The following is a 24,377-nucleotide window of genomic DNA, read 5'->3' on the forward strand; positions in this document are numbered from 1 at the left end:
GCCTCCCGGACAGTGTCCGGGACACGCCTCTGAACAGTCCGGACAGCCACCGAATGTCCGGGACAGCCACTCACTAGGAGTCGCCTCAATGAGAACTACGCCCACAAAGATCGCCAGCGGCATGGTTGCTGCCACGGCAATCGCAGCTGCCTTGATTCCCATCGGCTCGGCCAGCGCATCGGCCGCTGCAACATGCTCCGGCCTCCACGCGAACAAGCCATACCTGAGCGGTGGACGCGTGTACGCTCAGACATCTTCCACCGGGTGCACCAGCACTGTTCGGCTCATGATGTACCTGTACACGGACGGCTCACTGAAGTACAAGACGGCCTGGACCGGGAGCGGGTCGGGTGCGCTGTCCACCCCGTGTCTCAGCGGGAAGCACTACTACTCGGATGAGCTGGACGCCAGCTACGGTGTCAGCGTCGGGAACGCGACGTACATCACCTGCTGACGTAAGCGGATGGCGCGGGATCCCGGCGGAACAATCGCCAGGATCCCGCGCCGGTTGAAACCCACAGCATGGACCGAGTCGTCCAGCCGAGCGTCTGCTTCAGGAGCCTGAAGGCGTGCTCAAGACCGAATCCGCAGCGCCTCGGCCTTGCCGTAGCGGGTGGTGTCCGTACTGGTTGGCATCGGGCTGGTGCCAGATGTCCGGCTTGGCGATGGTGAGGATGCCGCCGTACCGGCGGGGCAGCCCCCCTTCGGACCCGAACGCCCGGGGCCTGCATCGCGGAGCGGCCAGGCGCCGACGTGTGTGGACGATCACGTAATTCCCCAGGGCTGTGGTCACGTAATTCCCCACCTGGTCGCCGGGCACGGTGCCTCGGCCTGAGGGGGGCGTCAGCTGGCCAATGGCCTCTGGCAGACTTCGCAGCATGGGGTTGTTCAAGCGGGCCAACAAGCCAGACAGTGCTGCTCAGGCCGTGGATCAGGCGGATCTGAGCACCCTGCTGCTGCAAGGCGAAGACATGATCGATCAGTTGGCTCGTGCGCACATGTCCTGGGGGCTGGGCTCGGCGGACCGCTGGGGTCTGGATCAGAGGACCGGCCTCATCACCTGGACCTTCCCCGAAAAGACTAGACCGGCCCTGGGTAGGCGTCCGCACCAACCTCGTGGCGGTGGATCAAGCGGGTGACCGCGGCCCGGGCAGCGTCGTTCACAGTGTCGTCGACGGAGTGCCCGGAGCCCGCGGTGAGGGTGTCGGCCTTCACGGTCCACCGTGGACCGTCGGATTCGATGGCGATGAACACGGCGTCGTCCGCCATGGCCTGCCTGTATGCCCGGTGGAACGCCTCCGTGCCACTGGCGTCTGGGATGAGGTGGGCGGGGCAGGGAACCGGCAGCGGCTGCATGAGGGAATTGTGCAAGAGGTCAGGAACGCGTCCTTTGACACTCGCAGAGTGGTTACTGACCTTGTTGGCGTGATGTCGTGGCTGACAGGCGGTGGTTGTCGCGGTAGGCCGGTCATATGAGGTATCCGCAAGGGGGCGGGCTGACCGCGGAGCGACGGGCGTTTCGCGAGCACGGATGCAGGCGGCCGAGTTGTTCGCCTGGATGTCTCGCTGAAACCGGCCTCACCTTGGCGATGTCACGCAAAACAAGGTCAGTAATCACCGAAGCAGGGTCGGGCGCCGGTCGTAGGCCCCGTTTCCGTGTTCGCCCACAAGTGGAGTGGTGGAAGGCGCGGGCCTACTGGACCGTCACGATGATGTACGTGGGATCGCCCGAGAGGTCGACATTGATGGTGGAGGGTGCCTTGTAGCTCCAGCCGCCGAGTTCTTCGAAGTGGACGACCCCGATTTCCTCGTTGGTGTTCGCGTTGGTCACCTTGAGATCGAAGGTGGAGGTCACGTCGAAGCAGTCACCGCTGTTCTTGGTCTCGATGTACTGCCCATTGCTGTTCGGGAAGGTCTGGCCGGAGCTGATGACCTGGGCGTTGAAGACCGAGAGATTGGAGCCGGGGGCGCTGCCCTGGCCGTGGTCGTACATGCAGGTGACGTTGTCGATGAACGTCCGCACGGAGTCCCCGTTATCGTTACTGACCATCATCATTGCGCTGTTACCCATGGCGGAAGCCCTTCTGGTGGGAGGGGGAAACGGAATGGCGTTAGACGAAAGGCCGATGCCGCGTGTCGATCGTCACACAGTCCTTCAATCCGCGCTCTCTCGCTGCTCCAACCAGGTCACAACTGACCAATCATTCCGTAATTTCCTGGTTCCCGTGCGGGACTACTGGAGATCTCCGCATGGTGTTGCCGGACTTTCCGAAGAGCCGCAGTTCAGGCTCCCACGCAAACCGCGACATCACGCCTGGAAGCACACTAGAGATCTTTAACGGTGCGGGTTACGTCTGGTCGTGACGGTTGGCGTCGGCTGCGCTATGCCGGAGGGGTGAGGTATCCCGATGGCGGTGGGCTGACGGCCGAGGAGCGCGATCGGCGTGAGCAAGTCCGGCTCGCGGCAGCCGACTTGATCGAGGCGGGGGCCAGTGACCGGGAGGTGGCCCGGCAGTTCCGGGTGACCCGGATGTCGGCGAACCGCTGGCGCCGGGCCCTGGCTTCGGGCGGTCGCCAGGCGCTGGTCTCCAAGGGTCCCGGCGGCGCTCGCTGCAAGCTCTGCGCGGGTCAACTGCGTGCTCTGGAGGCGGTATTGGAGGCCGGTCCGGCCACGTGCGGATGGAGTGACCAGTGCTGGACGCTGGCCCGCATCGGCGAGGTCGTGCGCCGCCGGTTCGGCGTCGATTACACCCTGGCCGGGCTGGATCTGCTGCTGCACCGCATCGGCTGGAGCGTGCAGGTCCCGGCCCGGAAGGCCAGCGAGCGCAACGAGGCGCAGATCGCCGCCTGGAAGGACGAGCAGTGGCCCGTCATAAAAAGAGGGCGGCGGACCTGGGCGCCTGGCTCTGCTTCGAGGACGAGGCAGGTCAGGGCCTGAGGCCGCCCAAGGGCCGCACCTGGGGCCGCCGGGGCTGCACGCCGGTCGTGAAGGTCACCGCCGCGGGCACCAAACGCGTCTCCATGGCGGCGCTGATCTGCACGAAGGCCGGCCGCAGGCCACGGCTCATCTACCGCATCCACCTGGACCGCGGCCCCGCCAAAGGCCGGCGCAAGGGCTTCACCGAGACCGACTACGCCCGCCTGCTCGATGCCGCACACCAGCAGCTCGGCGGTCCCATTGTCTTGGTCTGGGACAATTTGAACACGCACGTCAGCCACACCATGGGGGAGCTGATAGCCGCACGGTTATGGCTGACCGTCTACCAGCTGCCCCCGTACGCGCCGGAGTTCAACCCGGTCGAGGGCGTGTGGTCGCACCTGAAGAGATCGCTGGCCAACCTCACCAAACACAGCCTCGACCAGCTCACCGCACTGGTCAGGACCCGGCTGAAACGGATGCAGTACCGGCCCCACCTCATCGAAGGGCTCATCGCCAAGACCGGACTCGACCTCCAACCGCCGTAACCCCAGCCATTGAAGATCTCTAGTCGAGTGGGACGTCCAGGGCCGGGGTCTTCGGGCTGGCTGGGGCGAGGGGCTGACCGTACCCTTGAGAATGATCAGTCGCGCTGGGCTTCGCGGGAGGCCGGCTGATTGCTCCTGCGGGAGGATCGCCGGGTGATTCGCCTGGTCATGAGGGTGATCGCGGCCCAGGCGATGAGCGATTCCGAGTGCTGGATGAGCCGTTCGTAGTCGCGCGCGTGCCGACGGGCGTGCATGACCCAGGCGTGTGAGCGTTCGACGACCCAGCGCCGGGGCAGCACGACGAACCCGACGGCGTCCTTCGGGCGGCTGACGGTCTTGATCGACAGGTTCAGGTAAGTCTTCGCCCAGGTCACGAGCTGTCCGGCATAGGCGGAGTCGGCCCAGACGATGGTGATCTCGGGGTGCATCAGCCGCAGCCGGAACAGCACCTCCTTGGCCGCGTCGCGGTCGGTCATGTCGGCCGGGGTGACCATGACGAACAGCGGCAGGCCCTTGGTGTCCACGACCAGGTGCCGCTTGCGGCCGTTGATTTTCTTGCCTGCGTCGTAGCCGCGGGAGTCCTTGCCGACGGTCTCCGCGGCCTTGACGGACTGGGAGTCGATGACGGTGGCGACCGCTCCGGGCGCCTTGCCCATCTCGCGGCGGATGCGTTTGCGCAGCTGGTCGCGGATCTGCCCGATGACGCCGGCGGCGGCCCAGCGGGCCATGAAGTTGTAGCAGGTCCTCCAGGGTGGGAAGTCCTTGGGCAGGGCCCTCCACTTGCATCCGGTGTCGACGACGTAGCGGATGGCGTCAACGATCTCGCGGCGCGGGTGCTTCTCCGGACGTCCTCCCTTGGGAGACTCGCAGGCCGGGGGCGGTAGCAGGGCTTCGAGCAGGGCCCATTCGTCGTCCCAGGTGTCGGAGGGGTAGCAGCGGCGCCGCGGCACTGGGTTTCCCTTCCCTCCAGGACGGGGCGGGGCCGGCCGCTTCGCGGCCGGCCCCGCCGGTCAGGCGTCGATGTAGTCGGCGATCACGTCGAGGGTGGACTCGACGGAGCTGAGCTGGGTGTTCAGGTGCTTGATCCACCGGCCTTTGGGCTGCAGGACGGCGTGCGGGGCGACGATGCCGGTGATGAAGCGGCGGATCTCGGTGAGCTTCTCCCGGATGATCGCGACCTCGTATGCCTGCAGCTCGGCCGGGTCCGAGCAGAACTTGTAACCGTCCGTCCTCGTCCAGATCAGCGGGGGCCAGCCGCGTTCGGCGATGGTGTCCCGCAGGCAGGCCAGGCCCGCGCGGGCCTGACTGGGCGACAGCTCACTGGATCTGACCAGCTGGTGGAAGGCCAGACCGGCCGGGCGGGCTTCGAAGAGTACGAACCGGACGGTGTCGGCGTGTCGCTGGGCGGCGGGTGATCTGCGCTGGGAAGCGCGAGGCATCGCCTACTCACCTTGCAGGAGTTTGGCCAGCTCGCCGTCGACGTCGACCTTGCCGGTGTCCACCGCCGTCTCGATCCAGTCCAGCGTCGCCCTCACCTGGGCGACGTTCTCGTGGATGATCGTGCGTTCGTCGTCGCCGAGCTGGCGGTCGCGCATGCCCGGGACGACGCGGCCGGCCGCCGCGACGAACGCGTGGCAGGCGGTGACCAGGTCCAGGAACTGAACCGACCGGTCGATGTTGCGGATGGCCGGGGCGACGGGGCTGGTCTCCTCGAAGTGCTCGCGGGCCTGCCGGCCCCGTTCGACCTGGGCATGGTTGACCTGGTGGCGGGCGGTGTCGTCGGACATCGCCCGGAAGGCGACGTCCGGGCGCCGGAGCAGGCCGGTGGTCACCTCGCCGGCGACACTTTCGTCTCGCGTCAGCTCCTCCACGACCTTCACCCGGTCGGCAGGCTTGACCTGGGCCACGACCGCGGGACGGCGCAGGATCTCCGGGGCGATCGCGGCCGCGACCTCGTCCTCACGGGAGAGCTCCTCCACCACCCGGACTTTGTCCTCGGACTTGACCTACGCGACAACCGCCGGGCGCCGCAGCAGGTCACCGTCGCCGCGACCTCCTCGTCCTGGGCGAGCGAGTGGATCGCGCTGACCTTCTCCTGCGCAGTGACGGGCTTGACGACCTGGCGGCCTGCCCGCCGGTTCGCCTCGTCCGGTGTCCACCGGGTCTTGCCCTCCGGCGGCGTGCGCAGCACCTCGAACCGTTCCTCGTCGTCGGCGATGCCCGCCAGAATCCGGTGGACGGTGAACGACACCCCCTCAACCCGGTGTTCCTTCGGCCACCGCGACGCGGTCCACCTCGCCTGCTTCACCATCGAGTACGACACCCCGATGTCCTCGGCCAGGCCGAACAGCGAGTTCTTGACCGTGAACAGGTCATCGCTGCGTTCCTGGCCCCCGTACTCGCGCATCGGCTCGACTTCCAGCGCGTAGTCGCCGATCGTGAACTGGATGCGGCTGGCCGTCTCCACCAGCTTCCGCAGCTCGGCCACGATCTCCGCGTACCGGCTCGCGCTGACACTGCCGACCTTGCCGCCGGTCTCCTCGATCTCTTCGGGCATGGCATCCACCACCCACCGCGAGGCCGGGGCACGGCCCCGCGGCCGTGACAAGACCCGGCCCGCTTCCTGAGCTGAGAGTCAGACCGAAAATGTAATGATCACAACGAACGACCACAAGTGACCGCATTCTGACCGAAGTTGGGATTCAGATGCGTTCGCAATGCGGTCACTGTGAGCGTTCGCCGAACGTTTCCTTCCGGGCCCTCCAGGCCCTCGTGACGCACCGCCGCGAGCAGTAGACCGCATTCGAACGACGGTCGACTCCGGCCACCTAAGTGTCCCCGCACTCGGGGCACTTAGCCTGGCCGGCACCGCTCAACTCCGCGGCCACCCGCTTGCGCAACCGGCGGTCCCGGCGCCACTGCCTGGAACGACATGCCGCCGAGCAGTACACGGCATCCGGCCGTGCTGCCGGCCTCAGCCGTTCACCACAGCCCCCGCACACCCGCTCCACGGCCCGCCTGTCGTCCTCGGACACCACGCCAGCCTAGAGCCCGAGGCTACTCAGCAAGCCGGTTTAGGAACAGGCACTGAGCTTGACTCTGTCGGGGATCTTGGGGTTTCCCGGTGCGGCAGCATGGTCAACGGGCAGGCTCGGGTAGTTCTGCCGACCGATGCAGTTGTCGAGGTGCCCGTTGTCCCTGCGCCCCCGTTCCGGTGAGCGAGTCCCGCCTCTGACCGCGCAGGTGGCGCGGGCAAGCAACCCGGGCGGCACGACGGCGATATGGGTGAGGGACCGCCTCAACGGGCTGTGGTGCGACGAGGACTTCGCGGACTGGTACCCCAGGGACGGACGTCCCGGGCTTTCGCCTGCTCAACTGGCCACCGTCTGTGTGCTGCAGTTCCTGCTCGGCCTGTCGGACCGGCAGGCCGCCGAGGCGGTCCGCTGCCGCATCGACTTCAAGTACGCGATGGCCATGGAACTGGACGATCCCGGGTTTCACCACAGTGTGCTGGCAGACTTCCGTGACCGTCTCGCTGAGGACGGCCGTCCTGACCGTCTCCTGGACCTCGCGCTGGCCCGGCTCAAGGAGGCCGGCCTGGTGCGCGAGCGCACCACACAGCGCACCGACTCCACCCACGTCCTGGCCGCGGTACGTGACCTGACCCGCCTGGAGCTGATCACCGAAGCGGTCCGCGCCGCACTCGAAGAAGTCGCCGGCACGTTCCCGCACCTGCTCGACGAGCTGGTCGATGAGGACTGGGGGCGCCGCTACGGCCGGCCGGTCCGCCTGGGCAAGAACCCCACCAAGCCCATGACCAGGATTCTTGCCACCGGAAACGACGCCGCCCGGCTCCTGGAACACCTCCACCGTCGCGGAGCGGACCGCATGCCCGCTCCCCGTGTCCAGGCCCTGCGCCAGATCATGGTGCAGAACTACCACCGTGATGCCGCAGGGCACCTGCGCTGGCGCACCGCCGAGAAGGAAGGCGGACCCGGACTGCCGCCCTCGTCGAGGGCGATCGTCTCTCCCTACGACCCCTCGGCCCGCTACGCACGGCACGGACACATCATCAGCTGGAAGGGGTTCTCGGCGCATCTGACCGAGACCTGCGCTCCCGACGGCCCCAACGTGATCACGGACGTGGCCACCACCGCGGCCACCACCCACGACAGCCAGGTCCTGCCCGGCATCCACACCCGCCTCGCCCGCCGCGAGCTGCTGCCCGCCGAGCACCTGGTCGACGCCGGCTACACCTCCCTGCCCCACTTGGAACAAGCCGCTCGTGAACACCAGGTCACCGTCTCCGGGCCGCTGAAGAGCAACCCCACCCGCCAGCACCGCCAAAACGAGGGCTTCGCCCGGGACGACTTCCATATCGACTTCGATCGTCAGCAGGTCACCTGCCCGCAGGGGCAGGTCAGCGCGGGCTGGCACGGCCCCTACCCGACCTCCTCGCCCACCGCGGCCCCACTGATCGTGGCACGGTTCACCAAAAGCCAATGCCGTCCCTGCCCAGCTCGCGCCCAGTGCACCAGCACCGCCGACAACGCCCGCACCGTGGGCTTCCCTCCACGAGAACTCCGCGACCTGCAGCTCCGCGTCCGCGCCGAGCAACAGACGCCTGACTGGAAGGCCCGCTATGCGGTCCGCTCCGGGGTGGAGGGCACCATCAACGAGTTCGCCCACGGACACGGCATGCGACGCTGTCGCTACCGGGGACAGGGAAAGGCCCACGTCCAGCACGTCCTGACGGCCATCGCCGTCAACATCGAGCGCCTCAGCGCACTGACACCGGCCGAGGAAGCCCCCACGCCCCGCCGGCCGACTGCCTTCCAGAACTACCTCGACCAACGCGAGATCCCTCGTCTCAAGTCCTGGCGCACCCTGGGTAGTTGACCTCGGCGTCTACAAGATCCCCGACAGAGTCAGGCACTGAGCTTGATCATTAACCTCGCTGCTGTTTCAGGCGGACGTGTTCGGTAAGGGTTTCGATTCGTTTCACGGTCTTCCCAGGTTCGTGACGTGGGGCTGACCTGCGGTTCTTCGAGCCGGGTGGGCGTCCGGGTCCGGGCTTGGAGGGTCTGGGCACGTCGGCGGGACGGGCGGTCTTCACGCGGAGGTGGCGAAACCCCCGGCGGACCCGGGCAGGGGTGAGCCGACGAGGCTGCGCCGGCCGCTCCCAGGGCCGACGAAGATCCTCGGCGAGGGGCCGGGCAAGGCGGAGTTGGGTGTGGGCGGCGATGATCAGCCACGTCCACAGGTCGGCCGTGTGCGGATCGCGGACCTTGGGGACGGTCCAGCCCAGGGTCTGTTTGAACAGCCGGAAGGTGTGTTCAAGATCGAACCTGCGGAGGAACGCCTGCCAGCGCAGGTCGATGTCTGCGCCGGTAATCCCGGTGCGTGAGGACCACAGCCACACCGGCTTCGGGTCGCGGTCACCGGGCAGGTGCTCAACTTTCAGCCGGATCAACGTGCCGTGGATCAAAGGGAGTTCACCGCAGTGGTCGAGCCAGGGGCCACGGGCCTGCAATCGGGGGTGCATCCGGTCCCAGGCGAGGGCTTCGGCCGTGCCGTAGCGGGTGGTGTCGCACGTCGTGGCCTGGTCGGGGGTGTGCCAGGACTCCGGCTTGGAGAAGGTGAGGACGCCGCCGTGCTTGCGGGGCTGTCCGCCGCGCGGGGTGGAGCGGCGTGGGCCGGCGTCCCGGAGCATGACGCGGTCCGAGCGGAGTCGGCCGACCAGCTCGACGGGCAGGTCGGCAAGGACGTAGGCGAGGCGGGTGACGTCGTAGCCGGTGTCCATGACGACGAGGATGTCCGCGTCGCCCGGCCGCCACTGCCCGGCATGCACCAGCCGGGTGACCACGTCCCGCAGCTGGGTGGCGGTCACCGCGGTGGCATCGTCGCACGGCCCCAGCCGGACCGCGTCCAGCACGGCCGTCCACGACGTGCGTCCCGTCTCCAGCGCGGCGACGAAGGAGTAGGGCCAGCCGGGGATGAACTGATCCGCGCTGCGGCCCCGTCCGTAGACGTGGCAGAACAGCAACTCCGGGCTGGTGGGGGCATCGGGCCGCAGCCAGTTGCTCACGTCCACCGCGAGGACGATCCGCCCGTCGGCGGCACGCGGCAGCGGCGTGGAGGCCAGCAGCCTGCGCAGACGGCGCGGTTCCACCCAGCCGTGGTTGACCGCGTCGTACATCGCTCCGTGCCCGCGCCGGTGCTCGGCCGTGAGCGTCAGCTCGACCAGCGAGGTGACCGGGCCGTCCGAGCACAGCACCGCGTCGGTGAGCTCGAAGAGCGCATCCGCCCGGGTGTAGAGGCAGTCGTAGAACTGGACACGAAAGTGGGACAGGACACCCAACGCGGCGTCAGTGGACTGTTCAGCGGCGAGACTCTTCACCAGCGGCCGTTCCTTCACGCGACGTTGCTCGACACCTCGAAGCGTGAAGAACGGCCGCCCTGCTGTCCCGGGAACGAACCAAGATCAGCGGGTCAGGTGAACGGCCGAGGTTAAACACCAAGCTGAGATCGGCGGTGGCCTGCGCGATCGGCAGGCGGCGGCCGAACCGGTGCTCCTTATAGTTGTTGTAGACGAGCACCGGTTTGCCGTCGCGGTCGGTGCTCAGACAGTCCCAGGGCAGGGCGCAGATCTCGTCGGGGCGCAGATCTCGTCGGGGCGCCGCCCTGTGTCGATCATCAGCTCGATGGCGATCCGGGTCTGCCGGCTCGTTCCGTCGGGGTCGATCGCGGGCAGGTTCGCGCACAGCTGCCGCATCACCTCCTGCGGCAGGTCCCGCTCCTCGTCCCGGCGGTCGGGTTCCGGTGGAAGATCGTCGCGGACCAGGTGGAAGTCGTCGGGCAGGCCGGCCAGCGGCGCGCCCGGGCGGGTCAGTCCGAGCACCCGCATCCGTGTCAGCACCGCGCGCACCGCGCGGCAGGCCCGATAGCGCATGTAGGCGGAGAGCTCCCCGCGGTCCTGCAGAAAGACCAGCCTGGCCAGGAAGTTCTCCAGGTCGACGCGCCCGAGCCCAGCGGGCACCTCGCCCCGGTCCAGGCGGTGCGCCCGCAGGCTCGCCGACAGCAGGACCAGACCGTCCAGCTGCATCCGAACCTGGGAGGTAGCCCCCTTGCCGCGCCGCTTGGGGAGATTGTCGGCCGCCCAGCGCATGGCGCCGTGGCGCAGCCATGGCTGGGTGATCTGGGTGAAGTCCAAGGTCCCCGCGTGGCCGAAGGCCCGGGTGTCCCAGCGAGTCTTGGCACGCTCGGTCTCCGGGTCGAGCAGCGCCCGGTGCACGTAGGTGCGCAGCATCCGCAGCAGGTTGAGCTGCGGCTTGGGCAGCCCGCCTTCCAGCAGGTCCCCGATGCTCCCGGCCTGCCGCTGGCGCAGCAAGTCACAGACGATACGCAGCGCATCGTCCCTGGTCTTGGTGCCTTCACGGGTGCGCATCTGCAGCCCGAGCAGGATCTGGGCGACGACCAGCGGGGCCAGACCCCGAAGGCTGATCACTCCCTCCTGCGCGATACCCGGGCTCGTGGCGCGCCAGTGCTCCTCGTCCACCGTGGCCTCGTGCCGCCTCACCTTCGCCCACCGGTTCAGATGGGGCGTGCAGTACGGGCCGGCGCCTTCACGTACCCGCAGACAGGCCACCACCCGGCAGGGGCCGTAGCCGGGCAGCGGGCGGGTGTCGGGGTGGGCAAGGAAGTCCTCCAGGGCGAGCTTGCACCGGGTGCGCTGGTAGCGGTGAATGCGGCACAGCTGCACCGGGGCCGTCATCTGCGGAAGCCCGCAGCCCTCCACCGGGCACATCACCTGCTGAGTGTTCCGGGCATGGCGGGGCAGCACCCTGAAGGCGTCGAAGGCCAGGGAGCTCGCCTCGAAGCGGTTGTTGCACGAGTCGCACAACTGGAGCAGCCCCAGGCCGTGCTTCCCGCAGTCGTTGACCCGGCACAGCGGCCGGCCCAGCAGCGGGTGCTCTGCGGGCAGGCGCAGCACCTGCTGCCCGGCGTCCCATCCGGCCTCGTCCAGGAACGTCGTGCCGATCAAGGCCGTCACCCGGTCCAGCAACTCCGTGGCGTGCTCGGGTGCTGCGTCCAGGGGCAGGGCGCGCAGCGCGGTCGCGGTCACCGTGAACCCTCCACGTCCAGGCGGGGCGCCAGGACGCGTTCGACGGCTTCGCGCAGCCGGTGTTCGGCGGGGTGCTCGTAGGGAAGTGTCGACCGGGGCGAGGACTGGCCCAGCAGGGCCTGGAGTTCGTCCCTCGTGCCGCCCGCGTCCAGGACGTTCCCGCTGAAAGCATGCCGGAGCTGATGCGGCGTCACATGTCGGTCCAGGTCCGCCCGTAGCCCGAGCGCGGTGACCAACTCGTTGATCGCGCCGGGTTTCATCGGCTCACCCAGCGGCGCACGGAAGAGGTTCACGAGGACGAAGTCGCTCAGCGTGGCTTCGGGATGCCTCTCCCGCTCGAAGGCGTAGGCGTCGTACGCCTGCACCACCAGGAAGTCCGCCGGGACCACGCGGCTCAGCCGCGACTTGGACCACGCGCCGTTGACGTTCTGACGCCGCACGACATGCAGATGAGACCCCTCGACCCGGCACCCCAAGGCCCTGGAGTCGACCGCGAAATGGACATCCTCCCGCCGCAGCCCGGCCACCTGGCCACGGCGCAGCCCCGCCCGGGCCATCAGCAGGATGACCAGACGGTCCCGGCACGACAGACACGCCCGGAACAGCCCCAGTACCTCCTCATCGGTGGCCCGGTCCACCGCCCGCGCCTCGGACCGCACCCGGTGCGTGGCACGCAGCTGCGACCGCATCGCCCCATCGCCACACACCTCCGGCGCCAGGTCGGTGACCGATGCACCCTCGTACAGTGCCGGGATGACCGAGGGCGGGACGGAGTGGGTCCGCGCGGCGTGGAGCAGGAAGCCGCGCACAGCGGTGAGAACGAGGTTGATCCGGCTGCCACCGCGTACCGGGTCCACGCCTGCGCCCGGAACAAGCAGTCCTCCGCCGCTGCGTTCGGCGTCATGCGCCGCCACGTCCCGCGGTGTGTGTCTCAGCCACAGGATGAACAACCCCAGATCGTCGGCACCAGTCCGCCAGTCACGGCCGGTGCGCTCGCGCCACCGCAGATAGTGGGCGATCCCGTGCGCGTACGTCTTGGTGGTCAGCTCCGCAAGATCCCTGGCCAGACGCAGATGACGCAGGTGACTGTCCGCCTCCTCGACCACGTCGTAGTCCGCGTCCAGCACCGTCCAGTACCGCGCCCCCGAAGGCAGCGTGATGGGAAAAGCTCGCACGTGCTCTGCTCCATGATCCGATCGCCGTGTACGACAACCGCCACATGAACCACACAGGCACGGAACTGTTGCACGACAAGCCAGACCACCTGGTCATACAACGTCGCACCACACGAGAAGAACCCCTAGGAAACCGGGCGTACGACCGAGTCCCGGTGCAGAGTGACGAACTGGCCTTCGTACAGCACCTCCGACCCTGTCCGGCTCCACCCCATCGCCATCCACCACCCACCTGCGTTGGACCCGAGGCGAGGGCGATGGGGCGCCCAGCCATCCATCCCTACTACCTCCTCGCTTGGGGACTCGATCAAGTGAGCTGAAGAGTAGCGCGGGTCGTTTTCAAGAATCGCCATCATCGTCCCGGAGTAGGCCGACGGGCGGGCGGCCGTTCGCGGGCGGAGGCTGGTCACGTGGAGTTCCCCGTGGAGGTCGCGCTGACCGAGCTGGCTTCCGTGCTGCCAGCCGCGCCGGGATGGTGGTTCGAGATCAAGTTATGGACAGGGTTCGGCGCTGTCCATAGTCCACGGTCGAACGCCCGTTGGAGCCCTCCGGGAGTGGTGGGCCCCAACGGGCGGTGTCAGTTCCGGCAGCCGGACCCCGAGCGGAGCCGCTTTGATGGTCCCCCGTCTTCCGCGACCTCACCCTCCAGACCGTCGCCGCCGGGAGCCGGCCTCATGCCGTACGTCCCGCGGGCAGCGGGAGCGACGCCCACACCGTCTTGGCTCCTCTCTTACGGAGTCTCCAGCCCCACTCGGCGGCTAGGGCCTCCACCAGGAGCAGGCCGCGCCCCTTCTCGGCCTCCGTGCCGACCCGGCGCAGCGCCGGCTGCTGTGCGGAGCCGTCCTCGACCTCCAGTTGGGCCTGGCCCTTGGCCAGCCGAAGCCGCACCGCGGCCTCGCCGCCGGTGTACTTGAGCGCGTTGGAGACCATTTCGGACGCCACCACCTCCATATCGTCGGCGATCTCGTCCGCGCCCCAGGACAGCAACGCCGCCCACACCGAGCGCCGCACCTCAGCGACCAGCGCCTTGTCCGCAGCGATGCTTATGCACAGGCACAGGCTCCGGGTCGAGGCAGCGGAGGAACCGGCCTGTGTCAGGCTCGGATCAGAATGGGTGGTCACGCTGCATCCCTCGATCGAGGTGCCTCGGCAGGAACGGCGACCCCGCGCGAACCGAGTTCGCCAGTGAAGCGGGAAGCGACCAAGGAGTCAGTACTGAGAGTCATGGCTTTGTGGCGGGAACGGGCCCCAGGAGGTAGCCGCCGTCGGCGACGAACTCCGCGCCGGTCGAGTAGCCGGCGTCGTCCGACGCGACGAACAGCACAAGGCTGCTGATCTCGTCGACGTCGGCCAGGCGAGGGATGGGCTGGTCGTCGATGCCGACGATGAGTTCGCCGGTGGCAGGGTCGTAGGCCAGAGGTGTCTCGATGATGCCGGGGTGCACGCCGTTGACGCGGATGTTGTCGCGGCCGAGTTCCTTCGCGCTGATCCTGGTCAGTCCCCGGATGCCCCACTTGCTGGTGCCGTAGGCGGCCAGCCCTGCGGCGGCGCCGATCCCCGCAGTGGAGTTGATGTTGACGATGCAGCCGCCGCCGCGTCGGCGCATCGACGGCACGGCCGCCCGCGTGCCCAGGAAGGTGCCGAGGAGGTTGGTGTTGATTACCTCCCGGAACTCGTCCGGGGTCAACGACATGGTGGTGCCGACGATGGCCCGGGCTGCGTTGTTGACGAGCACGGAGACCGGGCCGAAAGCGGCTTCTGCGGTGGCGACGGCAGCGGTCCAGTCCTGTTCGCTGGTGACGTCGAGCTGGGCGAATACCGCGCGGTCGGTGCCGAGCTCGTCGAGGAGTCCGGTGACCTGCTCCCGACGGCGGGCGCCGACCACCACGCGGGCGTCCTCGGCGGCGAAGCGGCGGACCATGCCGGTGCCCAGGGCGCCGGCGGCGCCGGTGACGATGACGGTCTTGTCGGTGAAGCGTGGCATGGCAGAGGTCCTTTTGCGGTGAGTCGGTGGTGGGGCGTCACGTTCGGGGCGGCGTGAAGCCGTCCCGGTCGGTGGAGAAGGCGACCTCGCGCTGGGTCTCGGCGCTTTCCAGCCGGGCGGTGAGGGCGTCGTGGACCAGGTGGTAGGCGTCGGAGCCGAGGAGCTGTCGCCGTGGCGGCTCCTTGAGGTCGCCGATGCGGATCATGGCTTCGGCGACTTTGCGCGGGTCACCGGGCATGGCCTCCAGGGGCACGCTGCTCTTGCCGTGGGTGAAATCCGCGGCTTGGGTGCCGGCGTAGGCGGGCAGCTGTGAGGGGGTGCTGTCCGCTGCGCCGTAGAAGTCGGTGGCGACCATGCCCGGTTCGATCAGCGTGGTGTGGATGCCGAACGGTTCGGTCTCCAGCGCGTAGGCCTCGAAGAAGCCCTCGATGCCCCACTTGCTGGTGTGGTAGAGCGACATTGCGGGGAAGGCGATATGGCCGCCCATGCTGGAGGTCTGCAGGAAGTTGCCACCGCCCTGCGCGCGCAGGTACGGCGTCACCGCGCGCGCGAGCTGGATGGGAGCGATCACGTTGGTGTCGATCTGGCGCTCGATCTGCTCGTCGGTCAGCTCCTCGGCCAGGCCGATGAGACCGTAGCCGGCGTTGGAGACGACCACGTCGATGCGTCCGAGATCGGCGAACGCGCTGTCCACGACCTTCCGCATGCGTGCGGTGTCGGTGACGTCCAGCTCCGCGCGCCACAGCCGGTCGCCGTGTCGCGCGGCCAGGTCGTCGAGTCGGGCGGGGTTGCGCAAGGTGGCGGCGACGCGGTCGCCGCGCTCCAGCAGCAGCTCGGTCATCTGGCGGCCGAAGCCGCTGGAGGTTCCGGTGATGAACCAGGTCCTCATGTCGGTACTCCTTGGGTCGGACAGTTGGTTCCTGTCCTCCATGAGAGCGCCGTGCCCGCGACACGATCAACGACGAACGCCCACGTGTTCGACAGGCTGAACCTGTCAATATGGGGGTGTGGAGCTTCGCCAGCTGGAATACGCCGTCGCCGTCGCCGAGGAACTGCACTTCGGCCGGGCCGCGGCGCGGATGCACGTCACTCAGCAGTCGGTCAGTGAGCAGATCCGTCGTCTGGAGCGTGAGCTCGGCGCCCCCCTGTTCACCCGTACCAGCCGACGCGTGACCGTCACCGCGGTGGGCGAGGCGTTCCTGCCCGAGGCGCGCAGCGCGATCGCCGCCGTCCGCCACGCCCTCGACGTCGGCCGCCGCGTCGCCACCGGCACGGTCGACGAACTTCGTCTGGGCTACGCGGAGGATCTTGGTCCGCGGCTGTTCCAACTCACGGTGTCCGCGCTGCACGCCCGTTTCCCCGACGTCCGCCTGGCCCCGCGACCGATGACCACTGTCGCCCAGCTGTCCGCGCTCAGCGACCGCCGCCTCGACCTCGGCTTCTGCTGGACCGCCGAGCACCCGCCCGACCTGGCCTCGCTCCTGGTTGCCCGTGAACCGCTCGTGGCCGTGCTGGCCGCCGGTCATCCCCTCGCCGCCCATGAAGCGATCGACCCCGCCCAGCTGTCCCACCAGCCCCTTGTCATCGTCGAGCGCAAGGTCAACCCATGGCTGCACGATCATTTCGTCAGCCAACTCGAAGCCCGAGACGCCACGGTGACCATCCACCGAGAGATCTCCAGCCTCGACCGGCTCCTCCCCTTGGCGCTCACCGGCTCGGCCATCGGACTCACCATCACCAGCGCAGCCGCAGCCAGGCCTTTCGCCGGAGTCGTCTATCGCCCCTTCACCGACCCGAGCCCCTACGCCGGCCACAGCATCGTCTGGCACCGCGACAACACCAACCCCGCCGTCACCGCGCTCATCGACATCGTCCGCGAACTGCGCGATACAGGAGCCTTCCTCCCACCCGAAGTCCCGCACGAACCCGACGAGCCACACCGCAGCACCGCCACCGACGACACAAGGCCAGACTGACTACATGGTCACCTGGGGAATTCCGTGACCGCACGATGTCAGGGGGCCTGCCAGCGGGACTCAGGAGGCGCATCGTGCCGAACTCCCGCATGAGTGGGGTCTCTTCACGCGGCCACGCGAGCTCCCGGCGGGTGAAGTGCACCCGCCAACGTGTGATCGACATGGCGCTGGACGACAGCCCGTGGACAGCTCAACAGCGCATAACCGAAGCTCGACGGCCACAGAACGGTCATGTGGCGCACCGCCGACGGCGTTCGTCTTCAGGCTCGCTCCGGACGGGACGTGACGGCGAACTGGATGGACATCGCGCTACCCGGGATGCGGCTGCCGCCCGGCGTGGTGCTCGACGGTGAAGCCGTGGTCGTCGTGGACGAGCGCATCAGCTTCGAAGCGGCCCAGTCCCGGGCGGCGTCGGCCCCCGCGCGGGCGCGGCGGTTGGCAGAGGAGCGTCCTGCCCTGTACGTAACTGGAGTACGCACGGGTTCCTGGGTGGACACCAGGAGGGTGATCGGGCGAAGCCAGCAGGTGGGAGACACGTGTTCGAGGTGTCCCACGTAAGCGTAAGATTTCCGCAATCACTGGCAGATTCTGCGAGTAGCGCTCCTAATCTGCGGGTTCATGGGGGAATCCGAAACCCGTTCCCTGACTCCTGAACGCGATGCGGTCGGCATGGCGGAGGTCTTCTCTCTCCACACCTATCGGTCGAGCCGCTCGGGTCAGCGGGATGAACGGTCGTACTTCTTCGACACGCTCGCGGAGTACCAATGGGCGCGGGACGCGGCAGGGCTGATGCCGGCGTCGATCGACCAGCTGGTCAAGCCGGTGATCGAGCTGTGCGAGCACTACGACGTCGTGCCGTGGCAGCTCACACCGACCGCGTTGGACCGGTACTTCGCGGGCCCGGGTAAGCGGGCCCGTCCGACGGTCCTCGCGAAGATCAACAAGATCGACGCGTACTTCGCGTTCCTGGAGCAGCGGTACGCCGGGGAGATCCACCGGCTGTTCGGCGCGGTGGTGGAGTCGCCGGTCGACTCGTTCGACCGGCGACTCCACCACCGTGGCGATTTCGGGCTGCGGGTGCCTCCGTCGCCGCGGGCGATGCGGGAGTTCTTCACCGCGTGGCGGGCTGCTTTGCCGCAGTCGCGCAAGGAGGCGGTGGCGTGCCGGGACTACGTGACGGCGAAGATTGCCTATCTGTCCGGAGTCCGGGCGGCGGAGCTGTGCGGTGTGGCGCTGGGGGACGTGCACTGGGAGTCGGGCCGGTGGGGCCGGTTCGTTGTCCAGGGAAAGGGGGCCCGCGGGTCCGGTCCGAGGCCGCGGAAGGCATTCCTGTTCGAGGAGGGCCGCGAGCTGTTGTGGTGGTACGTGGAGGAGGTCCGTGGCTTGTTCCGGGATGACCCGGAGCATCCTGCGGCGCCGTTGTTTCCTTCTGAGCGGCTGCCGGGACCGGTGGCGGCGCTGAACATGCCGGTCGCGCCGGAGGTCGTCCCGGCGACGTTCCGGCGGGCGCTGAAGGCGGCGTCGCGGCTGTATCTGCCGGGGCCGGTGCCCGAGCTGTTTCCGCATCTTCTACGTCACGCGTGCGCCACCCACAACTACGAGCGTGGGATGACGTTGTGGGAGGTGCAGCGGATGCTCGGGCATATCTGGACGACTACGACGGTCAATTATTTGGCGACGGCCCAGGCTGATCCGGAGCAGGCGGATCGCTGGCGGGCGTCGGCGGCGCGGGCCGGGCAGCGGCTGGTCGCGGATAGGGGGAGTTTGCGGTGAAGTGGAATCTGCGCTGGGCGGCTGCCAAGTGTGACATCTGGCGGCCGGTCGACTTGCAGGCGGCTTTCGCGAAGGTGGGGTTCACGCCGTCGCTGAGCAAGGTCGCCGCCCTGTGGGGCGGCACTCCGGTGACGGTGCGGCTGGAGGACCTGGACAAGATCTGCGCGGCACTTCAGTGCACGGTGGCCGACCTGCTGGAGGCCGAGCCGGTGGCCGCCGCGGCGGACCAGGAAGAGCGGGAGCGGGCGGTCGGCGGCGAGGCGGGGCCGGTGGGGCCGGTGCCTCGCAGGGACGGACCGCGCCGGCTCCGGCCGCCGAATTGACGGCAGGCGCTGTGGTGCTGCTGCGGCAGTGCGGGTTGTGTCTGGACTGGGGCGTCCCCCGTCTGGTGAACGGGCTGTGCTGGAGTTGTCGTGGCTGGCTGGAGAACCGGGAGACGGCGCGGTGTCCGCGGTGCTGCCGGGTCGGTGCGGTGGATGGTGACGGGCTGTGCCGGCCGTGCGTGATCGCGGTGCGTGAGGAGATCCGGGCCGGCGTCGACGCCGTCTTCCCCGGGCCCACTCAGTTGCACGTCTTCGTGCTGGGTCCGGGGCAGCAGGGTGCCCGGAACCTACCGCGTCCGCGGGGCTCGGCTGCTCCCTTTCTGGGGCCGCAGGAGGTGCGAGGTCTGGTCGACGACCCGAGGATCTGCCCCGCGGTGATGCGCGGGCAGTTGACGTTGTTTCCGGTCCGGCGGCGCTTCGAGCGCGGCGATGCCCGGCGGATCAGCGGTCGCACGTGGCCGGAGGAGGAGGTCCTGCAGGCGCTCGCTGGTCAGCGGGCGGCGAGCGCGGGGCTGTCGGGGACGTGGCCGCAGATGGTGTTGCGGCTGATCCGGTGTGCGCTGGCGATCCGGGATGCCGAGGGGGAGGTCCTGGTTTCGGAGGAGATGCTCGATCAGGTGCGTTTGCCGCTGAAAGCTGCCGCCGGTGAACTGCTCGCCCAGACAGGGTTGTTGAGGCCGCGCACCAGCCCGCCGCCTGTGTCCTGGCCCGTGCGGTCCTGCGCGGACTGTGGGTGCTGGGGCGAGACGACGACCCTGTGCCGCGGCTGTGACGAATGGCGCAAGAACCGGGATCGCTACCGCGTGGGCCGGTGCCCGCGGTGTCGGCGGGACGGGCTGCCGCTGCACGCGGGGAAGGACTTGTGCCGCGGCTGCCTGGCGTATGTGCACGAAGTCGGCCCGCAGGCGGTGTCTGTCACGCAGCTCGCTTTCGCCGGGCCGCTCGCGCACCAGCTCAAGCGTCGGGCCGGGGAGCTGGGATTCCTCGTGCACCAGCGTTCCGGTCCGCTCTCGCGTGCACGCGCCCGGGCCCGCGAGGTGAGCGCCCCGGCCCGCCGGGCAATGCCGGTGCCGGTCGTCGCGGGGCAGCTTTCGCTGTTCGCGATGCCGCGGACCTGGCATCGCGAGTCGCACGCCCCCGTCCTCTCGCTGCCCCCGCTGCCGGCTCCGGTACAGGAGCTGCTCGATACGTTCACCGCCGGCTATCCGCGGGTCTGGCTCGCCGACAAACGCAACGTGCCCGGTGGTGCGGCCCTGGTCCTGCATACGCTGCTGGCCCGGCTGGGGGCGCACGAGCCGATCCCCGAGCGCGATGTACGCTCCCTGGCCGGGACTGTAGCGGCCGGTACCGCCGCCACCTGCCGGGTGATCTCCTTCCTGCGCGCGCACGCCCTACTGGAGGCCGACGAGCTCTTCGAGGCCCCCCGGCAGTTGCTCGCCGACGTTCAGCGCCAGATGCACCCGCGCCTGACGGATATGAGCCAGGAGCGGCGCGATCGGCACGACGAGAAGGCCCTGCACACGCGGATCGCTCAGCTCCCCGCGCCGATGGCCCACCAGCTGAGCGCCTGGGTGCGGGTCCTGCGCGGCCAGGGCCGCTACCGGCATCCCCCTGCAGACTGGAGGCTCATTCGGCGCTACCTGGGCATGGCCTGGTCCACCCTGACGTCGTGGACGGCGGCAGGGCTGGACCTGCGGCAGGTCACCGCCAGTCACATCGAGACTGAACTCGCCCGCCACCAGGGCAACGTGGCCCGGGGCTTGCTCGGCGTGCTGCGCAGCATCTTCCGGGCCCTGAAGCAGGAGCGGGTGATCTTCCGCAACCCCACGGCCGGGCTGCAGCAGCGTGCCGGAGTACACCTGCCGCGGCCGCTGTCCAGCGACCGCCTGGCCGGCATCCTGGACCAGCTCGACGGCCCCGCCGCGCGGCTCATCGTCGGTCTGGTCGCCATCCACGCCGTGCGTGCCGTGGAGGTCGCCCGGCTCGACCTGGCCGACCCCGACCTCGCCCGCCGGACACTGGCGGTGCGCCGAGGTGAGGGCATCCACCTCGTCTACCTCGACGACCTGAGCACCGACCTGGCTGCCGACTGGCTGCGCGAGCGCCGCCGCCGCTGGCCCCAGGCCACCAACCCGCACCTGCTCATCACCTCCCAAAGCTACCGGCACCCCGCCTCTCCGCAGATCAGCTATTGCGCGATGCGGGCCGCGTTCGACCAGATCGGGCTGCTGCCACGGCAGGTATGGGCCGACCGCATCCTGGATGAGGCCCGGGAGACCGCCGACCCAGTCCACCTCGTCCGCCTCTTCGGCATCCACCCCAGCATCGCCGTGAAGTACGTACACGCCGTACACCCAGACAAGGCCCTGCCCCGGATCCGCTGACCGGGCGACACCGCCCGAAGAAGGAAATAGGCCACGCTGGCGTCGGCACGGCACAGGTGACCTGCGCGAATGAAGCGGATTCAGCGGGCCGCTGATGCGGTCGTCGGCTCGACGGTGGGTGACGCCCTCGGTTCCGGCTCGTCGTCTGCTCGTGGCCTTTCCCGTACTGCACCCCCGTTTCCCGGCACCTTCTCGAATCACCGGACGCGACCACTTGCCATCGACCGACGACCATTCTATGGTCGTATGACCGTAAGGCATACGACCATACTTTAAAACCAAAGGAGCTCGTGATGGCGACAACTCGGCCGGTGGCACTCGTGACAGGTGCGTCCACCGGTATCGGAATGGCGGCCGCCCTCGCGCTCGTCGCAGCGGGTTTCGAGACGGTGGGAACGAGCCGGAAGGCGTCGGGAGTCGACCGCCGCGACGGCGTGACGTTCCTCGCCCTCGACGTAGGCAGCGACGATTCGGTCGCTGCCGCGGTCGAGCAGGTGATCGAGCGGTTCGGGCGGATCGACGTCCTGGTCAACAACGCGGGCATCGGTTCCTCGGGCGCCGCCGAGGAAAACTCTCTCGCGCAGGCCCAGCGTCTCTTCAACATCAACGTCTTCGGTGTGATGCGCATGACCAAGGCCGTTCTCCCGCACATGCGCGCCCAGGGAAGCGGGCGCATCATCAACATCTCGTCCGTCCTCGGGTTCCTCCCCGCGCCCTACATGGCCAACTACTCGGCGTCCAAGCACGCGGTCGAGGGGTACACCGAGTCCGTGGACCACGAGATCCGCGAATACGGGGTCCGGGCCCTTATCGTCCAGCCGGGCGGTACCAAATCCTCGTTCGAGGCGAACACCGTCGAGCCCGACATGCCCATGCACATCTACGCGGAGCAGCGGCGGATCGCCGACCAGGTGGCGCTGGCGGTCAACGAGGACGGCGACGACCCCACCACCGTCGCGAAGGCAATCGTCGCGGCCGCCACCGACTCCAAGCCGAAGGCGCGGTACACCGCCGGCCGGAGCGCCCGGCTCCTCAGTGCGGCGCACCGCATCCTTCCCGCCGGGGTCTTCGACGGACAGATCCGCAAGGCCAACAAACTTGCCGGCTGAGCCGAAGGGACGGGTTTCGGGCCCTGCCTCGAATCACCGGACGCGACTACTTGCCATCGACCAACGACCACCACATAGTCGTATGAACGTAAGACATACGGACGTATTTCAAAACCAAGGGAGACCGTGATGGCGACAACCCAACCGGTGGCGCTCGTGACGGGTGCCTCATCGGGGATCGGCAAGGAGACGGCCCGCGCCTTCGCCGCGGCGGGCTTCGAGGTGATCGGAACCGCTCGCAACACCGCGCGGGTCACCGCGCTCGCCGGGGTGACCTACCTCGACCTCGACGTGACCAGCGACGAATCGGTCGCCTCCGTGGTCAAGCAGGTGATTGACCGGTTCGGGCGCATCGACGTCCTGGTCAACAATGCCGGCGTCGGCGCCAATGGCGCCGCCGAGGAGTTCTCCGTCGCCCGGACGCAGGAGGTCTTCGACGTCAACGTCTACGGCATCATGCGGATGACCAAGGCGGTTCTGCCGCACATGCGCACTCAGCGGCGCGGACGCGTCATCAACGTCTCCTCCCTCAGCGGGTTCGTCCCCAGCCCGTTCATGGCCATCTACACCTCGACCAAGCACGCGGTCGAGGGCTACTCCGGGTCGCTGGACCACGAGGTCCGCGAGCACGGCGTCCGGATCCTGCTCGTCGAGCCCGGCCCGATCAACACCCCGTTCGGGGACCACAGCGTGCAGGGCGACACCCCGTTGGCGCTTTATGCGTCGGGACGGCGCACCTTCGACGAGGTGCTGGCGAAAAACACCAGCGGCGGCGACGATCCCGCCACCGTGGCCAAGGTGATCGTCGCGGCGGCCACCGACAAGAAGCCGAGCCTGCGGCGCACCGCCGGCTCGACGGCCGCAAGCATCAGCGTGCTCCACCGCGTCCTTCCGGCCCGGATCTTCGACCGCATCGTCCGCAGGTTCAACCGGATGCCGAACTGAGGACGCGAGGGACGGGCGGCCGGCGGGAACCCCGCCTCAGGGGCTGAACGGCGGCAGGTCACCGTCGGCCGAGCGCGACGGCGCTCAAGGCGGCGGTGACGGTGCCTCGTTGGCGCAGTGATTCGGTGTCGCGGGGGGTGACCGGCTCGAAGTTGAAGCTCTGGTATGCCGCACAGGGAAACAGACGACGAGAGGTCGGCCGCCGCCGCTGTCGGCTCTTTGGATTACGTTCGCAATATCATAGACTGGCGAGATCGGTGAAGGGCAGCCGGTCCTTCCGGCCGGCGAAGGAGTGTGTGCTGTGGTGCGGTACGGAAAAGAGCACAAGTCGGAGACGAGGCGGCGGATCATCGAGACGGCGGGCCGTCGGTTCAAGCAAGACGGTATCGACGGCTCCGGGGTCTCGACGCTCATGAAGGACGCGGGGCTGACCAACGGGGCCTTCTACGCGCACTTCGAATCCAAGGACGACCTCGTCGCCACGGCAATCGCCGACCAGTTGAAGGTACAGGCCGAGAGCGTCGTCGCGCAGGCTGCGCCTGGCCGAGCCGGACTCGAGCAGATTGTGCGCGCGTACCTGTCGCCCCTGCACCGCGACAGCCTTGGTGACGGCTGCCCCAACGCCGCTCTGCTCGACGAGATCGGGCGCTGCACCGACGCAACCAGGCAGGCGTACACCGACGGCGTGCTGGTCCTGGTCGACGGCATTGCCGCCCGCATGGCACTCGAGGTCCCGTCCTCCGCACGCGTGAAGGCGCTCAGCCTCCTCGGCCTGATGGCCGGGACGCTGCAACTTGCCCGCGCCTTGACCGACAGCCAACTCGCTCATGAACTCCTCGATCAGGGGATAAGCAACGCCCTCGCCCTGCTGGACGCCGGGCAGCGCGTCTGACGCACCGCACCGCTCTCCGCGGGCTGTGGCTTTCGGAGGAGCAGCCCGATGCCGTCAGGTTTTCTCCAGTCGGCACTCGGCCGACGCCACCGGACCCATTCTCAACGCCGACCACCCCGCTGGGTGGCGCGGGATCGGGCGGCAAGTGGTGCCCGGACGACGTCTGCGGAGTCGTCGAGCCGTCGGCACCGGAGTCACCCCCCGTTCAAGCCGGGTGACGAGGCCT

Annotated in this window: 20 protein-coding genes and 3 pseudogenes; 12 read left to right on the forward strand and 11 right to left on the reverse strand. The window is 68.6% G+C overall.

Going from position 1 to position 24,377, the window contains the following annotated elements; translation table 11 throughout:
• The first annotated feature begins 286 nt into the window (after positions 1-286).
• Positions 287-454, forward strand: a complete 168-nt coding sequence (locus OH768_RS00225) for a hypothetical protein (RefSeq protein ID WP_406448751.1) — start codon at positions 287-289, stop codon at positions 452-454.
• A 626-nt stretch (positions 455-1,080) separates the two neighbouring features.
• On the opposite strand, the gene OH768_RS00230 is transcribed toward OH768_RS00225, so the two are convergent.
• Entirely contained in the window at positions 1,081-1,269 is a 189-nt protein-coding gene (locus OH768_RS00230) for a hypothetical protein (protein ID WP_406448753.1), read from the reverse strand.
• 424 nt (positions 1,270-1,693) lie between these two features.
• Entirely contained in the window at positions 1,694-2,023 is a 330-nt protein-coding gene (locus OH768_RS00235; RefSeq protein WP_406448755.1) for a hypothetical protein, read from the reverse strand.
• A 318-nt stretch (positions 2,024-2,341) separates the two neighbouring features.
• Here OH768_RS00235 and OH768_RS00240 point away from each other — a divergent pair, with 318 nt between their 5' ends.
• Entirely contained in the window at positions 2,342-2,938 is a 597-nt protein-coding gene (locus tag OH768_RS00240) for a winged helix-turn-helix domain-containing protein (RefSeq protein ID WP_406448757.1), read from the forward strand.
• On the forward strand, positions 2,863-3,465 hold the full coding sequence (locus tag OH768_RS00245) for a transposase (RefSeq protein ID WP_406448759.1): 603 nt from the start codon (positions 2,863-2,865) through the stop codon (positions 3,463-3,465). Before OH768_RS00240 ends, OH768_RS00245 begins: the two co-directional genes overlap by 76 nt.
• 19 nt (positions 3,466-3,484) lie before the next feature.
• Here the strand turns inward: OH768_RS00245 and OH768_RS00250 are convergent.
• The 3 genes and pseudogenes from OH768_RS00250 to OH768_RS00260 form a co-directional block, all read right to left on the reverse strand.
• Positions 3,485-4,415, reverse strand: a pseudogene (locus OH768_RS00250) (IS5 family transposase).
• 60 nt (positions 4,416-4,475) lie between these two features.
• Positions 4,476-4,904 (reverse strand): RacP protein, encoded by a 429-nt coding sequence (locus tag OH768_RS00255; protein ID WP_406448761.1) that lies wholly within the window; start codon positions 4,902-4,904, stop codon positions 4,476-4,478.
• Positions 4,905-4,907: 3 nt separating this feature from the next.
• Positions 4,908-6,022, reverse strand: a pseudogene (locus OH768_RS00260) (DUF6192 family protein).
• Positions 6,023-6,750: 728 nt separating this feature from the next.
• On the opposite strand from OH768_RS00260, the gene OH768_RS00265 reads away from it, so the two are divergent.
• Positions 6,751-8,364 (forward strand): IS1182 family transposase, encoded by a 1,614-nt coding sequence (locus OH768_RS00265; RefSeq protein ID WP_406448763.1) that lies wholly within the window; start codon positions 6,751-6,753, stop codon positions 8,362-8,364.
• A gap of 49 nt (positions 8,365-8,413) precedes the next feature.
• On the opposite strand, the gene OH768_RS00270 is transcribed toward OH768_RS00265, so the two are convergent.
• The 6 genes from OH768_RS00270 to OH768_RS00295 all read right to left on the reverse strand — a co-directional run bounded on the left by OH768_RS00270 (position 8,414) and on the right by OH768_RS00295 (position 15,638).
• Positions 8,414-9,865: an NF041680 family putative transposase gene (locus OH768_RS00270; RefSeq protein WP_406448765.1), complete on the reverse strand. Its 1,452-nt coding sequence runs from the start codon at positions 9,863-9,865 to the stop codon at positions 8,414-8,416.
• Positions 9,866-10,087: 222 nt separating this feature from the next.
• The gene (locus tag OH768_RS00275; RefSeq protein ID WP_406448767.1) at positions 10,088-11,590 is read right to left on the reverse strand and encodes a hypothetical protein; all 1,503 of its coding nucleotides are present in this window, start codon (positions 11,588-11,590) and stop codon (positions 10,088-10,090) included.
• Positions 11,587-12,765, reverse strand: a complete 1,179-nt coding sequence (locus OH768_RS00280) for a tyrosine-type recombinase/integrase (RefSeq protein ID WP_406448769.1) — start codon at positions 12,763-12,765, stop codon at positions 11,587-11,589. Before OH768_RS00280 ends, OH768_RS00275 begins: the two co-directional genes overlap by 4 nt.
• Before the next feature lie 672 nt (positions 12,766-13,437).
• Entirely contained in the window at positions 13,438-13,887 is a 450-nt protein-coding gene (locus OH768_RS00285) for an ATP-binding protein (RefSeq protein WP_406448771.1), read from the reverse strand.
• A 100-nt stretch (positions 13,888-13,987) separates the two neighbouring features.
• On the reverse strand, positions 13,988-14,749 hold the full coding sequence (locus OH768_RS00290) for an SDR family NAD(P)-dependent oxidoreductase (protein WP_406448773.1): 762 nt from the start codon (positions 14,747-14,749) through the stop codon (positions 13,988-13,990).
• 37 nt (positions 14,750-14,786) lie between these two features.
• Positions 14,787-15,638, reverse strand: coding sequence for an SDR family oxidoreductase (locus OH768_RS00295; RefSeq protein WP_406448775.1), 852 nt, complete (start codon positions 15,636-15,638; stop codon positions 14,787-14,789).
• A 118-nt stretch (positions 15,639-15,756) separates the two neighbouring features.
• Between OH768_RS00295 and OH768_RS00300 the strand changes: the two genes are divergently transcribed.
• The 8 genes and pseudogenes from OH768_RS00300 to OH768_RS00335 all read left to right on the forward strand — a co-directional run bounded on the left by OH768_RS00300 (position 15,757) and on the right by OH768_RS00335 (position 24,151).
• Positions 15,757-16,725, forward strand: coding sequence for a LysR family transcriptional regulator (locus OH768_RS00300; RefSeq protein ID WP_406448777.1), 969 nt, complete (start codon positions 15,757-15,759; stop codon positions 16,723-16,725).
• A 219-nt stretch (positions 16,726-16,944) separates the two neighbouring features.
• A pseudogene (locus OH768_RS00305) lies at positions 16,945-17,283 on the forward strand (hypothetical protein); the annotation flags it as partial.
• A gap of 60 nt (positions 17,284-17,343) precedes the next feature.
• Positions 17,344-18,498, forward strand: coding sequence for a site-specific integrase (locus tag OH768_RS00310; RefSeq protein WP_406448779.1), 1,155 nt, complete (start codon positions 17,344-17,346; stop codon positions 18,496-18,498).
• The gene (locus tag OH768_RS00315) at positions 18,495-18,821 is read left to right on the forward strand and encodes a helix-turn-helix domain-containing protein (protein ID WP_406448781.1); all 327 of its coding nucleotides are present in this window, start codon (positions 18,495-18,497) and stop codon (positions 18,819-18,821) included. The genes OH768_RS00310 and OH768_RS00315 overlap by 4 nt, the downstream gene beginning before the upstream one ends.
• Before the next feature lie 335 nt (positions 18,822-19,156).
• Positions 19,157-21,205, forward strand: a complete 2,049-nt coding sequence (locus OH768_RS00320) for a hypothetical protein (protein ID WP_406448783.1) — start codon at positions 19,157-19,159, stop codon at positions 21,203-21,205.
• 293 nt (positions 21,206-21,498) lie between these two features.
• Positions 21,499-22,314, forward strand: coding sequence for an oxidoreductase (locus tag OH768_RS00325; protein WP_406448785.1), 816 nt, complete (start codon positions 21,499-21,501; stop codon positions 22,312-22,314).
• Positions 22,315-22,443: 129 nt separating this feature from the next.
• Positions 22,444-23,259 carry an oxidoreductase gene (locus OH768_RS00330; protein ID WP_406448786.1) on the forward strand — a complete coding sequence of 272 codons (816 nt, stop codon included), beginning with the start codon at positions 22,444-22,446 and terminating at the stop codon, positions 23,257-23,259.
• Between the two features lie 301 nt (positions 23,260-23,560).
• Entirely contained in the window at positions 23,561-24,151 is a 591-nt protein-coding gene (locus OH768_RS00335) for a TetR/AcrR family transcriptional regulator (RefSeq protein ID WP_406448788.1), read from the forward strand.
• The last annotated feature ends 226 nt before the right edge of the window (positions 24,152-24,377 follow it).

This window comes from Streptomyces sp. NBC_01622 (assembly GCF_045209635.1).
Classification (GTDB): domain Bacteria; phylum Actinomycetota; class Actinomycetes; order Streptomycetales; family Streptomycetaceae; genus Streptomyces.

Coding starts and splice junctions, on each gene's coding strand:
- OH768_RS00325 (WP_406448785.1), top strand. CDS start 21,499: ATGGCGACAACTCGGCCGGTGGCACTCGTGACAGGTGCGTCCACCGGT.
- OH768_RS00230 (WP_406448753.1), bottom strand. CDS start 1,269: ATGGCGGACGACGCCGTGTTCATCGCCATCGAATCCGACGGTCCACGG.
- OH768_RS00310 (WP_406448779.1), top strand. CDS start 17,344: ATGGGGGAATCCGAAACCCGTTCCCTGACTCCTGAACGCGATGCGGTC.
- OH768_RS00225 (WP_406448751.1), top strand. CDS start 287: ATGATGTACCTGTACACGGACGGCTCACTGAAGTACAAGACGGCCTGG.
- OH768_RS00255 (WP_406448761.1), bottom strand. CDS start 4,904: ATGCCTCGCGCTTCCCAGCGCAGATCACCCGCCGCCCAGCGACACGCC.
- OH768_RS00330 (WP_406448786.1), top strand. CDS start 22,444: ATGGCGACAACCCAACCGGTGGCGCTCGTGACGGGTGCCTCATCGGGG.
- OH768_RS00290 (WP_406448773.1), bottom strand. CDS start 14,749: ATGCCACGCTTCACCGACAAGACCGTCATCGTCACCGGCGCCGCCGGC.
- OH768_RS00295 (WP_406448775.1), bottom strand. CDS start 15,638: ATGAGGACCTGGTTCATCACCGGAACCTCCAGCGGCTTCGGCCGCCAG.